This window comes from Arthrobacter sp. N1, assembly GCF_048288285.1.
Taxonomy (GTDB): Bacteria; Actinomycetota; Actinomycetes; order Actinomycetales; family Micrococcaceae; genus Arthrobacter_D.
Genome location: NZ_CP102608.1, coordinates 1818711 through 1831753, shown reverse-complemented (window position 1 = coordinate 1831753; position 13043 = coordinate 1818711). Strand labels below are relative to the sequence as shown.

The 13043-nt window shown below is 70.4% G+C and carries 11 protein-coding genes; 7 read left to right on the top strand and 4 right to left on the bottom strand.

From position 1 onward, the window contains the following. The first annotated feature begins 27 nt into the window (after positions 1 to 27). The 4 genes from NVV32_RS08260 (at position 28) to holA (ending at position 5866) form a co-directional block, all read left to right on the top strand. A complete protein-coding gene (locus NVV32_RS08260; RefSeq protein WP_055771256.1) occupies positions 28 to 873 on the top strand; it encodes a DegV family protein in 846 nt (281 codons plus the stop codon). A 366-nt stretch (positions 874 to 1239) separates the two neighbouring features. Beyond that, positions 1240 to 2097 (top strand): helix-hairpin-helix domain-containing protein, encoded by an 858-nt coding sequence (locus NVV32_RS08255; RefSeq protein ID WP_422389810.1) that lies wholly within the window; start codon positions 1240 to 1242, stop codon positions 2095 to 2097. Further along, entirely contained in the window at positions 2094 to 4694 is a 2601-nt protein-coding gene (locus tag NVV32_RS08250) for a ComEC/Rec2 family competence protein (RefSeq protein WP_422389809.1), read from the top strand. Before NVV32_RS08255 ends, NVV32_RS08250 begins: the two co-directional genes overlap by 4 nt. A 158-nt stretch (positions 4695 to 4852) precedes the next feature. After that, on the top strand, positions 4853 to 5866 hold the full coding sequence (gene holA, locus NVV32_RS08245) for a DNA polymerase III subunit delta (protein ID WP_055771249.1): 1014 nt from the start codon (positions 4853 to 4855) through the stop codon (positions 5864 to 5866). 221 nt (positions 5867 to 6087) lie between these two features. Here holA and rpsT read toward each other — a convergent pair whose 3' ends face one another. After that, the gene (gene rpsT, locus NVV32_RS08240) at positions 6088 to 6348 is read right to left on the bottom strand and encodes a 30S ribosomal protein S20 (RefSeq protein WP_055771245.1); all 261 of its coding nucleotides are present in this window, start codon (positions 6346 to 6348) and stop codon (positions 6088 to 6090) included. 186 nt (positions 6349 to 6534) lie between these two features. Further along, a complete protein-coding gene (locus NVV32_RS08235; protein WP_055771242.1) occupies positions 6535 to 7095 on the bottom strand; it encodes a type II toxin-antitoxin system PemK/MazF family toxin in 561 nt (186 codons plus the stop codon). A gap of 188 nt (positions 7096 to 7283) precedes the next feature. On the opposite strand from NVV32_RS08235, the gene lepA reads away from it, so the two are divergent. Both lepA and hemW read left to right on the top strand, forming a co-directional pair. Further along, entirely contained in the window at positions 7284 to 9137 is a 1854-nt protein-coding gene (gene lepA / locus NVV32_RS08230; protein WP_200914824.1) for a translation elongation factor 4, read from the top strand. Between the two features lie 27 nt (positions 9138 to 9164). Further along, positions 9165 to 10394 (top strand): radical SAM family heme chaperone HemW, encoded by a 1230-nt coding sequence (hemW, locus tag NVV32_RS08225; protein ID WP_055771236.1) that lies wholly within the window; start codon positions 9165 to 9167, stop codon positions 10392 to 10394. 96 nt (positions 10395 to 10490) lie between these two features. Here hemW and NVV32_RS08220 read toward each other — a convergent pair whose 3' ends face one another. Continuing rightward, the gene (locus tag NVV32_RS08220) at positions 10491 to 10907 is read right to left on the bottom strand and encodes a DUF4870 domain-containing protein (RefSeq protein ID WP_055771234.1); all 417 of its coding nucleotides are present in this window, start codon (positions 10905 to 10907) and stop codon (positions 10491 to 10493) included. A 79-nt stretch (positions 10908 to 10986) separates the two neighbouring features. Continuing rightward, positions 10987 to 11838 carry a DUF3097 domain-containing protein gene (locus NVV32_RS08215; RefSeq protein WP_422389808.1) on the bottom strand — a complete coding sequence of 284 codons (852 nt, stop codon included), beginning with the start codon at positions 11836 to 11838 and terminating at the stop codon, positions 10987 to 10989. A gap of 175 nt (positions 11839 to 12013) precedes the next feature. Here NVV32_RS08215 and hrcA point away from each other — a divergent pair, with 175 nt between their 5' ends. Then, complete coding sequence (gene hrcA / locus NVV32_RS08210) at positions 12014 to 13027, top strand: heat-inducible transcriptional repressor HrcA (RefSeq protein WP_422389807.1); 1014 nt, start codon at positions 12014 to 12016, stop codon at positions 13025 to 13027. The last annotated feature ends 16 nt before the right edge of the window (positions 13028 to 13043 follow it).

Sequence of the window (13043 nt, the reverse complement as noted above, 5' to 3'; positions counted from 1 at the left end):
CGGGAGACGACGGTGCGGATAGCTGTCGTGACCGATTCGGCGGCCGGCTTCGCTCCCGGGTGGAGCGCGGCCGGCGGTCTCGCCGACGGCATCCGGGTGGTGCCCATGCCGGTGCTCGTCGGCCACGACATCCTGACGGGTGAACACGACGACGTCACCGCACCCCTGATGGTCGCCCTCGCCGCCGGTGCGGACGTGAGGACCTCGCGGCCCTCGCCCGGTCAGTTCGACCGCGTCTACGGCTCCCTCGCGGAGGAGGGGTACGACGGCGTCGTCTCCGTGCACCTCTCGGGCCAGCTCTCCGGCACCGTCGAGGCGGCGAGGATGGCGTCCTCGCGATCCGTCCTGCCCGTCGAGGTGATCGACACGAGGACGGCCGGGATGGCCCAGGGCCGGGCTGCCCTCGCCGCGCTGGCGGCGCTGCAGAGGGGTGGGGACCTGCAGACCGCCGCTGCCGCCGCCGCGATGGCTGCCCGGGCCTCGGCCCTCTATTTCTACGTCCCGAGCCTGGAGCAGCTGCGCCGCGGGGGGCGTATCCCGGCGGCGGCCGGCTGGCTCGGCACGCTGCTCTCGGTCCGGGTGATCCTGCACGTCCAGGGTGGACGGCTCGTACCCCTGGAACGCCTCAGGTCCGCACCGAAGGCCCTGCAGCGGCTCGAGGAAGTCGTCCTCGCGGACGCCGCTGCGCGGGTCGGTGCGGTGGACCTCACGGTGCACCACTTCGGCAACGAGGCCGAGGCCGTTGCGCTGGCAGGACGGATCGAGTCCGCCAGTGGGGGAAAGGTCACCACCGCCCCCTGCCCGTCGGTGCTCGCGGCCCATGCCGGTCTCGGTGTCGTCGCCGTCACCGTGAGCCCGTCCGTCCGGCTGTGAGCCCGTCCGTCCGGTATCGAGCGCATCCGTCCGGTACCCGGTCCGTCGATCCGATCCTTACGGTCCGGTTCGTGTGCCGCACTCCTGGCCGCGTTGTCCACATAGCACCATCACGCCACGAAGGCCACGCCGGCTCCTCCTAGCGTTACCTGCATGGGACAGCACCGATGGCCGACGACCGGCGACGCAGACATCCCGGCGGTCATGCAGGACTCCCGGAGATTACAGCGCCTCCGTCTGCGCGGTGACAGTGGCGACGGATCGGGTGATCCTTTCGACCCATCCGACGCATTTGAGCCATCCGCCCCATCCGCCCCATCCGCCCCATCCGCCCCGGGCGGCCGGCGATCCTGGTCGCGTCCCGCCGTGTCCCAGCAGAACGAGGTCGAGTGGCCGTCGGAGGAGGAGGACAGCGCGGTAGGACGTCGTCCGGCCATCACCCGGGGTCTGCAGTGGCATGTCGCCCGATCGGCGGCACTGGTCTTCCTCGGGATCGCGCTGGCGGTCGGCGCGGCCCTGTTCCTCGTCCGCAGCTCCGAACCGTCGGCTGCGGCGATGTCGATCGAGCTCGATGGCCCGGACGATGCCGTCGGGACCGAACGCAACGACCCCGACGCACTGGACGACGCCGACCATCCGGACCGCGCCGCTGCCGACGGGGCAACGGTGCCCTCCGCGGCATCGGCCCTGCCACCCCCTGGCCGGGCCGGCGAGGGGCAGGACGAGGTGACCCGCACGCTCTGGGTCTATGTCACCGGTGCTGTCGCAGGACCGGGAGTCGTGGAGATCGATGCCGATGCGCGTCTGGCCGATGTCCTCGAAGCAGCCGGTGGTGCGCTGCCGGAGGCAGACCTCGAACGGGTGAACCTGGCGGCGCGGCCCACCGACGGGCAGCATCTTCACCTCCTGGCCGTCGGGGAGGAAGCACCGGTGGTCCCCGGGGGGCCGCAGAACCCGACGCCGCCGGGCACGCCGGCCGAGGCAGGCGGCGGGGACCGCCCGGCCGGTGCCGACCTCCCGACCGGGACCGGTCCCATCGACATCAATGCTGCGACACTCACCGAGATCGAGACACTTCCGCGCGTGGGTCCGGTGCTCGGCCAACGGATCCTGGACTGGCGGACGGAGCACGGTCCCTTCCTGCAGGCCTCCGACATCGATGCGGTACCGGGCATCGGGCCGGCCCTGCTCGAGGGGATCCTGCCGCTCATCGTGGTGCAGTGACCAGGCGGGCGGCGGCCGCAGCCGAGCCCCTGGCCGCCCGCGGGACCGGTCCGTCGCGATGGACGGCCGACCTGCGTCTCCTCCCGTCAGCTGTGGCCGCCTGGGCGGCAGCGGCCGTTGCGAGCGGAGGAACCGCAGCGGCCTCGACGGCCGGGGGGCTGGGCACTGCGACACTCGCCCTGGTCCTCGTGGTCTTCGTCGTCCTCCGTCGGCGGTCGGCCCGGCGATGGTCCGCCGGGCTCGCCCACGGACTGGTGCCCGTCGCGACGATCGCCCTCATCCTGCTGGCCACGGGTGGGAGCCTCGCTCGTGCAGAGGCCGGTCCGGTGTCGGACGCCGTGGACAGCGGCTCTCCGATCACGGTCGTGCTGCGTGTCACGGGGGAGCCGTCCGCTCTACCGCCGGGCGCCTTCGGGGACGGTGAGCGGTTCCTCGTCGACGCCGACGTCGTCGGTGGGGTCCTGCGGGGGGTCGGCTTCACCGCGGCCACGCCCGTCGTGGTGCTGGGCGGAGCACCGTGGTCGCAGGTCGGAACAGGTGACATCGTGCGGGTGCTCGGCTTACTGCAGCCGAGCACCCGGCAGGGCCGGGCGACCGCGATGTTCCTCCCGTCGCGCCGGCCGACCATCGAGCATGCCACCGGTTGGCTCGGCGCCACGGACACGCTCCGGACGGATTTCCGCACCGCAGCGGAGCAGGACGGGCGCGATCGTGGTCTCCTCCCAGGGATGGTCCTCGGCGACAGGACGGCGCTGGACCCTGCCCTGGAGGCGGACATGAAGATCACCGGACTGACGCATCTGACGGCGGTCAGCGGGGCGAACTGTTCCTACGTCCTGGCCTTCACGTTCATCGGGCTCAGGGCTGCGAGGACACCCCGCGCGGTGGCGGCGGCGGGTGCGGTCATGGCACTTGCAGCCTTCGTCCTCCTGGTGCGGCCGGAGCCCAGCGTGCTCAGGGCCGCCGTGATGGGTTCCATCGGCGTGGCTGCGGTCCTGTCCGGCCGGGGGAGGGTCTCCCTGACACTGCTGATGCTGTCGATCATCATCCTGCTCGCCGTCGATCCCTGGCTGTCGGTGTCCTTCGCGTTCATGCTGTCGGTCGCCGCGACCCTCGGACTCGTCAGTGCTGGTCCGTCGGTGGTCGAGTCGATGTGCCGCGTCATGCCCCGCCTCCCCGCTCAGCTTCTGGCGATCCCGCTGACGGCCCAGCTGTTCTGCACGCCGATCCTCGTCCTGCTCCAGCCGTCGCTGCCGGTGTACTCGCTGCCGGCGAACGTCGCCGCCTCGCCCGTCGTGCCGGCGGTCACGCTCCTCGGGATGGTGTCGGTCCTCGCTCTGGCGGGCGCCCCGGTGCTCGCGCAACCGCTCGTCGCCTCGGCGCAGGTCGGGACACGGTGGGTCGGTGCCGTGGCGGACACGTTCGCCGACCTGCCGGGCACCTCCGTGCCGTGGGCCACCGGTCCGGTCGGCGTCGTCCTCGCCGCACTGGCCTCGGCCGCGGTGCTGTCGTTGCTGGTCAGGAGGCCGGCGAGTTCGACGGCACGGTTCACGGCCCGATCCCGGCTCCTCGACGGGCGACCGCTGCAGTGGGTGCGGGGGGCCCGCGACGCGGGAGGAGGGAGCCCGGCCGCTCCCGCGATCTCGCACCCGGGTGCAGCGGCCGACAGCCCTGAGTCCCCTCCACGGTCGCGCTCGCAGGAGGAGGCCGCAGGCGTGTCCCACCCACACCGACGCCGCAGCGGTCGATGTCGGACGGCGGTTGCCGCCTGCGTCGTCCTGGCCGTGGTGGGGGGCTTCATGGTCATCCACGTCCGGCAGCCCTCTGCGCCCTCCGACTGGCTGCTCGCCGCCTGCGATGTCGGACAGGGCGACGGTCTGGTCGTCCGGACGAGACCCGGGCACGCCCTCGTGGTCGACACCGGGCCGGACGCCGCCGCCATGGACCGGTGCCTCGACAGGCTGGGGGTGGACGTCGTCGATGCCCTCGTCATCACCCACCTCCATGACGACCACTACGGCGGCACCGCCGGAGCGCTTCGCGGCAGGACCGTCGGGGCTCTCTACTACTCGACCGGCGAGGAAAGCCTCCCGCGGGAGGTGGCGGACGCGGCCTCCGCAGCCGGGGTTCGGCCGACAGAGCTCGACGGCGGCACGACGATGGAGCTCGATGGCGTCACGGTGGACGTCCTCTGGCCCGAGGGACCCGTCAGCGGCGGCGAGGAGAACAACGCGAGTGCAGTTCTCGACCTCCTCGTCGACACCCCTCACCGGCCGGTGCGGATCCTCCTCACGGGCGATCAGGAGGAGGACATGGCAGCCCGCATGCTCGGTGCCACGCCGGCTCTCCGCCCGGGGGTGGACGTCCTGAAGATCGCCCACCACGGGGCGAGGAACGGCGGGACCGTCCTGATCGACGGGCTCGACCCGCGGCTGGCCGTCATCTCCGTCGGAGCGGACAACGACTACGGGCACCCGCACCCCGTGATCGTCGATGCCCTCGATGCCGCCGGCGTCCCGACGGCCCGGACCGATGAACTCGGCTCCTTCCTCATCCGTATCGACGGGAGCCGTCTCGAGGTGAGGCCGATCGGCTGACCGGAGGATCCCGCCGTCGAGCGGGGGACAAGCGCCACGCGGTGACCACGGAGGCGCACAACGGACGGGACCAGGATCAGGAGACCGGAAGACGGCTTGGAGGCGCGGCACCATCGTGCAACAGTAGGTACCGATCTTTTCGAGAGGAACTGCCCTTCATGGCAACAAGAACACCGGTGAGCCGCGCGGGCAGCGCCGCGCAGGCCCCGACCCCCTGGCGTGATGTCCGGCCTGCCGCTGTGGTGCTGCTGGCGGGGCCGGAGGACTACCTCGCATCGAAGGCGGCGGAGTCGATCCGCCACCAGGTCAGGATCGCCCAGCCGGGTGCGGAGCTCGTGCGGTTCGACGCCGGAACCTATGAGGCCGGAATGCTCACGATGCATGCGAGCCCCTCGCTGTTCGGCGACTGGAAGATCATCGAGGCGGCCGGCCTCGCGCAGATGAACGACGCCTTCCTGGTCGACGCCCTGGCGTATCTGACGGATCCGGCGCCCGATGTCGTGCTGGTCCTGCGGCACACGGGAGGGAACCGGGGCAAGAAGCTCCTCGACGCCGTCCGCGCCGCGCAGGCCACGATCGTGGACTGTCAGCCCCTCAAGAAGGACGGCGAGAAGGCCGAGTTCGTCACAGCCGAGTTCAAGCGGGCCAAGCGCCGCATCGACCCGGACGCCGTCCGCGCGCTCGTCGCGGCGGTGGGCTCCCAGCTGCCGGAACTGGCGGCGGCATGTCAGCAGCTGATGGCCGATACCGCTGTGGATGTCACTGCCGAACTCGTCGAGAAGTACTACGGCGGCCGTGTCGAGGCGACGGGTTTCAAGGTCGCCGATGCAGCGCTCGCAGGCCGGACGGCCCAGGCCCTGTCCATGCTCCGCCATGCCCTGGCCACCGGCGCGGACCCGGTGCCGATCGTCGCGGCCCTGGCCATGAAGGTCCGGGCCGTTGCGAAGGTCCACGGAGTGCGCGGGTCCTCCGCCCAGCTCGCCCGGGACCTCGGCATGGCGCCGTGGCAGGTGGACCAGGCCCGGAGGGAGGCTCAGCGCTTCAGCTCCGACGCCCTCGCACGTGCCATCAGGGCCCTGGCAGAAGCGGATGCGCAGGTCAAGGGCGAGTCCCGCGACCCGGTGTACGCCGTCGAGCGCGCCGTGACCGTCATCGCGCTCGGCGACGGCTGAGGGACGGATCGGCGGCGTCCCGCCCGGGAGGGCGACTCGCCGACCCCACGTGGCGGTCGAGCGGCCTCGCGCCACGACTTATCGGTGGTCGTCGCGTGCTCCCGGCCCCTCCGGGATGAGGGCCGGGTGAGGGATGCAGGTCTCCCGCAGTCCGACTGCAGCCCGGACGACGAAGGGCCGGCTCCGTGGGGAGCCGGCCCTTCGTCACTGAGGTCCGCAGCTTAGAGCGCGTTGACCTTCTTGGAGATCGCGGACTTGCGGTTCGCTGCGTTGTTCCTGTGCAGGACACCCTTGCTGACAGCCTTGTCGAGCTTGCGGCTGGCGGCCTGGAGGGCCGTTGCGGCAGCATCCTTGTCAGCACCTTCGACGGCCGTGTTCACGGCGCGGATGGCGGTCTTCAGCTCGGACTTGACCGAGTTGTTGCGCTGCCTCGCCTTCTCGTTGGTGAGGATGCGCTTCTTCTGGGACTTGATATTTGCCACGTATGAGAACTTTCTTTGTATTGCGGACTGGGTCGTGAGGGTATTTCGGCCAACCGGAGACTGAGCGGCGTGGGGATACCGTGCGGTGATCGGCCAAAGTGCCCGAAGACCTGCGCGGACACACAGCTGTTAAGGTTACCAGAAACGCACCGCGCAGAGGACCTGCCAGGCAGGGTGAGCCGGTGATCAGTGCAGGAGATGGGCAGGTACGGCGGCGATCACGCGCTCGAAGCGCTCACGCGGGAGAACCGAGCCCTCACGCCTGATGTCCGCCGCGGACAGCCGCAGCACGCGGTCCACCTTCACCTCGCTCGGCCGGCCCTGCCGGTCCCAGCCCCCGGTACCGACGTCCACATACCTGTCGTCGTGATCCCGGTCGTTGTTACGGTCCCGGCTGGTCAGCATGAGCCCGAGCAGGTCCGAGCCCGACCGGCCGATCAGGAGCACCGGGCGGTCCTTGCCCTGCGTCGGATCATCCTCGTAGGCCACCCATGACCAGACGATCTCGCCGGGATCCGGGTCACCGTCCGCGGAGGGCGAGTAGGAGACGACGGCCTTGTGGCGGCGCGCCGAGGCATCTGGGTGGGCGGCGGACCGCTTCGTCGGGGTCGACGACGGGTTCGTCGCGCGTCCGGCGTCCCGGGTGCCGCCACCGCCCGTGCGACGGTCCGTCGTCCTCGACGGGCGGGCCACCACCCGAAGGACGTCGCGGGCGAGTGACACGAGGGTGTTGACCGAGAATGCCATGCAGCGATCCTACCGAGCCGGCCCACGCGGGCCGCGGGGCCCGCCGTCGTGCGTCCTCGCGCGATTGTCGGCGCCGACCGGCGTCGTGGGAGACTAGGGGCAGGCCGCCGCGACCGGGCGGGTCGCCGCACGAGGGTGACCGCTCGCCCAGTACGCCGACCCCCGTCCCGTCGAAGTGAGGAACACACGTGTCACCCATGGCCCGCACCGCGCCGGTGCCTGCCGCCACCGATCCGGCGATCATCAGGAACTTCTGCATCATCGCCCACATCGATCACGGGAAGTCCACCCTGGCTGACCGCATGCTCCAGCTCACGGGTGCCGTCGAGCAGCGGGACATGAAGGCGCAGTACCTCGATCGCATGGACATCGAGCGCGAGCGCGGCATCACCATCAAGTCCCAGGCCGTTCGTCTCCCCTGGGAGGTCGACGGGACCGCCTACGCGCTGAACATGATCGACACCCCCGGGCACGTCGACTTCACCTACGAGGTCTCGCGGTCCCTCGCGGCATGTGAGGGGGCCGTCCTCCTCGTGGACGCCGCGCAGGGCATCGAGGCGCAGACCCTGGCGAACCTGTACCTCGCCATGGAGAACAACCTGACGATCATCCCGGTCCTGAACAAGATCGACCTCCCGGCAGCGCAGCCGGAGAAGTACGCGGCAGAGCTCGCGAGCCTCATCGGCGGCGAACCCGAGGACGTCCTCATGGTGTCGGGCAAGACCGGCGTCGGCGTCGAGGCGCTGATGGACAAGATCGTGCGCGACCTCCCCGCGCCGACCGGAGACCCGAACGCACCGGCGCGCGCCATGATCTTCGACTCCGTGTACGACACCTACCGCGGCGTGGTCACCTACGTCCGGGTGGTCGACGGCAAGCTCAGCCCCCGGGAGCGCATCCAGATGATGTCGACGCGCGCGAGCCACGAACTGCTCGAGATCGGCGTGAGCTCGCCCGAGCCGAAGCCTTCCAAGGGCCTCGGTGTGGGCGAGGTGGGCTACCTCATCACCGGCGTGAAGGACGTGCGCCAGTCGAAGGTCGGTGACACCGTCACCAACCTGCAGAAGCCGGCCGCGGAGTCGCTCGGCGGCTACGAGGATCCGAAGCCCATGGTGTTCTCCGGGCTGTACCCGCTCGACGGCACCGACTACCCGGTGCTCCGCGACGCCCTCGCGAAGTTCACGCTGAACGACGCCGCCCTCGTCTACGAGCCCGAGACCTCGGCCGCGCTCGGGTTCGGCTTCCGTGTCGGCTTCCTCGGCCTGCTGCACCTCGAGATCACGCGGGAGCGCCTCGAACGCGAGTACAACCTGGACCTCATCTCCACGGCTCCGAACGTGGAGTACGAGGTCACGCTCGAGGACAAGCGGGTCCTGAAGGTGACCAACCCGAGCGAGTACCCGGTGGGGAAGATCGCCGAGGTCCGCGAGCCCATGGTGTCCGCGACCATCCTGGCGCCGTCGGAGTTCGTCGGCGCCATCATGGAGCTGTGCCAGCAGCGCCGCGGCGTGCTGGGCGGCATGGACTACCTGTCCGAGGACCGCGTCGAGATCAGGTACCGACTGCCCCTCGCGGAGATCGTCTTCGACTTCTTCGACCTGCTGAAGTCGAAGACCCGCGGCTACGGTTCGCTGGACTGGAAGGCCGACGGCGACCAGGTCTCGGACCTTGTCAAGGTGGACATCCTGCTGCAGGGCGAGCAGGTCGACGCCTTCAGCGCCATCACCCACCGCGACAAGGCGTATGCCTACGGCGTGATGATGACGGGGAAGCTGCGCGAACTGATCCCGCGCCAGCAGTTCGAGGTGCCCATCCAGGCTGCCATCGGCGCCCGCATCATCGCGCGCGAAAGTATTCGGGCCATCCGCAAGGACGTCCTCGCCAAGTGCTACGGCGGTGACATCACCCGCAAGCGCAAGCTCCTCGAGAAGCAGAAGGAGGGCAAGAAGCGCATGAAGATGGTGGGTCGCGTGGAGGTTCCCCAGGAGGCGTTCATCGCCGCACTGTCCTCGGACGAGTCGAAGGACAAAGCCAAGAAGTGACGTTCTACCCCTCGAAGGAGGTCAGGAGTGCCTAGCGCCCTGCCACTCGGCCTGCCCGCGCCGGCGGACGGGATCCTGCCGGCGGAGGCCGCCGTCGATGCCGGGGCTCGCGACTTCGGCCTCTACGTCCACATCCCCTTCTGCGCCGTGCGCTGCGGCTACTGCGACTTCAACACCTACACCGCCACCGAACTGGGTGGGGGAGCGTCGCAGGACGCGTATGCCGGCTCCGTCCTCGCCGAGCTGGACCTCGGAGCACGGGCGCTGGCGGCATCCGGCGTGCCGGCCCGCCCGATGTCCACCGTGTTCTTCGGCGGCGGGACGCCGACCCTGCTGCCCGCGGAGGATCTCGCCTCGATCCTCCGGGCCGCGACGGGTCGCTGGGGACTGGCGCCCGGTGCGGAGGTCACCACCGAGGCCAACCCGGACTCGGTGACGCCGGACTCCCTGCGCATCCTCCGTGACGCGGGCTTCACGCGTGTGTCCTTCGGCATGCAGTCCGCCGTCCCGCACGTCCTCGCGGTGCTCGACCGGACGCACGCGCCGGAACGCGTGCCGCAGGCCGTCCAGTGGGCCCGCGAGGCGGGCCTGGCGGTGAGTCTCGACCTCATCTACGGGACGCCCGGGGAGAGCCTGGACGACTGGCGGACCTCGCTGACGACGGCGCTGTCCTACGCGCCGGACCACATCTCCGCGTATGCGCTGATCATCGAGGAGGGCACCCGCCTCGCGTCCCAGATCCGTCGCGGGCAGGTCCCACCCATCGACGACGACGACCACGCGGACAAGTACGCCCTTGCGGATGAGCTGCTGACGGCCGGGGGACTGCACTGGTACGAGGTGAGCAACTGGGCCAGGACGCCCGCCGACGCCTGCCGCCACAACCTTGCCTACTGGCGCGGGAACGACTGGTGGGGAGCCGGTCCCGGCGCGCACTCCCATGTCGGCGGGACGCGCTGGTGGAACGTCAAGCATCCGCGCGCCTATGCCGCCGCGCTGGAGGGCGGGTCGTCTCCCGCAGCCGGCCGCGAGATCCTCGGTGGCGAGGACCGCTACGTCGAGGACGTCATGCTGCGGGTGCGCCTGCGCGAGGGACTCCCGACGGCGGTCCTGACGGCGTCGGGCAGGAAGGCCGTGGCCGGTCTCATCGCCGATGGGCTGGTGGAGCCCGTCGAGGCCTTCGCGGGTCGCGTGGTCCTGACCTTCAGGGGACGCCTGCTGGCCGACGCCGTCGTGCGCCGACTGCTGCCCGACTGACACCGACGGAGCGCCGCCGCACACTGCCCCCGCACACCTCCGGAGGGTCGCCGGATCACCGCGGCGCAGGCGCCGGAGGTATACGGGCGGTCGTGCCTAGCGGATGAGCCGGAGGTTCAGGGCGTAGCGGTAGGGCCGTCCACGGTTCACCTGGATACCGGCGTTCACGGAGAAGATCGTGATGGCGACCCAGATGAGGGCGTTGACGACGGCGAAGATCCCGCCGATGTCCGGCACGAGGGACAGCAGCCAGGCCGTGAGGGCCAGGAGGGTCGGTGGGAGCGTGAAATTCAGCGCCTCCTTCGATTCCTGGGCGGTGAACGGGCCGCGGTCCTTGAAGATGAGGAAGATCAGCAGCGAGGGGATGAACCCGAGGATGCCGCCGAAGTGCGCGAGGGTGGCGAACTGCCGGTCCTCGGACGCCGTGAGCGGCAGCGCGTTGGCCGGAGTTCCCTCGAAGGCGGGGAGGGACGCGCTCTGTCCTTCGTGCTGATGGTCGGCGGTGTTGGACAACGGTATTCCTTTGCTGGCTCGCGGAATTCCTCCGCCGTGACTGTGCTCCAAGGATACGGGCTGGCCGCCGCGGATCGCTTCAGGCCGTGCCCGGTGGAACGGTCAGGAAATCGATGACCTCCTCGACGCGACCGAGCAGCGAGGGCTCCAGGTCCGCGTAGCTCCCGACGCCTCCGAGGATGCGCTTCCACCCCTGGGCGACAGCGGCCTGGTCCTGGTGCGGCCAGCCGAGCCCTGCGAGGATGCCCGTCTTCCAGTCCTGACCGCGCGGCACCACGGGCCAGGCCGTCCGCCCGAGGACGGCCGGCTTCACCGCCTGCCAGACGTCCACGTAGGGGTGGCCGACGATCAGCACGTGGTCACGTGCTCCGGGTACGGTCATCGCCTGCTGCGCGATCCGTGATTCCTTCGTGCCGGGCAGGAGGTGGTCGACGAGGATCCCGAGGCGGCGGGTCGGCCCGGGCCCGAACGCGCGGATCGCGCCCTCGAGATCATCGACTCCGTGGAGCGGTTCGACGACGATCCCCTCCAGCCGCAGGTCGTCACCCCACACCTTCTCCACGAGTTCGGCGTCGTGCTGGCCCTCCACCCAGATCCGGCTCGCGCGGGCGGTCCGGGCGCGCGCCCCCTCGACGCGGACACTCCCCGACGCCGTTCGGGTGCGTGCCGCGGTCGTCACCGGGCGCGGGGCGACCAGCTGCACCGGAGCGCCGTCGAGCAGGAAGCCGTGTCCCAGCCTGAACGTCCGGTGCCTGCCCCGGCGGTCCTCGAGCACCATGACGTGCAGTCCGCCGGACTTCTCCACGCGCACCACAGCGCCCACGAATCCGCTCTGGACGTCCTCGAGGACCATGTCCCGCTCGACCGGGACCTCCGGGAGGGTGACGCGTCGCGGAGCCGAGATGTCCTGTGCTCCCCAGCCGTGATCCATCCCGAATACCCTTCCGACGAGGGCTCCGGCGGTATGCCGCGGCCCGGGTTGCCAATGCTAACAATCGCCCGCGACGTACTAGACTTGGCACTTGGGTGTGTCGAGTGCTAACCGCTCGGAACCACCCTGACCGCGTGCTCGTGAGGTAGGGACAGACCCGGAGGTGACTTGAGGAGTGAGTGAACCGCGACGCCTGGAAGTGCTCCGGGCCATCGTCGAGGACTATGTCCACTCGAGGGAGCCCGTCGGCTCCAAGGCGCTCGTCGACCGCCACCGGCTCGGGGTGTCCTCGGCCACCATCCGCAACGACATGGCGGTGCTCGAGGAGGAGGGGCTGATCGCCGCACCTCACACGAGCTCCGGCCGGATCCCCACGGACAAGGGCTACCGCCTCTTCGTGGACCGCATCTCGGAGGTGAAGCCCCTCTCCGGTCCGGAGAAGAAAGCCATCCAGACGCTGCTCGAGGGTGCAGAGGACGTCGACGACGTCATGGACCGGACGGTGCGGCTGCTCGCGCAGCTGACGAACCAGGTCGCCGTCGTCCAGTTCCCCCGCGTGGGAGGGGCATCGGTCCGCCACATCGAGTTCGTCCTGCTCGCTCCTCAGCAGATCCTGGTGGTGCTGATCGCGACGAGCGGGACGGTCCAGCAGCGGATGGTCCGGACGCCGACGGACATCCAGGAGAGCGAACTCGCCGAACTCAAGCAGAGGATCCTGTCCGCGGTCTCCGGGGTCAGGCTCACGAACCTCCCCGCGGAGCTCGGCTCCGCGCTCGCCCAGTTGCCGGCCGGCCTCCGCACGCACGGGGGTACGATCGTCAGGGCGCTCGAGCAGCTTGCCGGGCTCGGCCGCGAGGACCGGATCCTGCTCGCGGGGACGGCCAACCTCGCACGGTCCACCGGCGACTTCCCGTTGAGCATCGGCCCGATCCTCGAAGCACTCGAGGAGCAGGTGGTCATGCTGCGGCTCCTCTCCGAGATGGAGTACGACGCACGCGGGATCTCGGTGCGGATCGGCAGCGAGAACCCCTACGGCGGCCTCTCGGGGGCGTCGGTGGTGGCGACCGGCTACGGACCGGACGCCGGAGCGAAGCTCGGTGTCCTCGGACCCACCCGCATGGACTACCCGACCACGATGGCCGCCGTGCGCGCCGTCGCCCGCTACCTCTCGAGGATCCTCGAGGAGTAGTGGGGCCCCGCAGGAT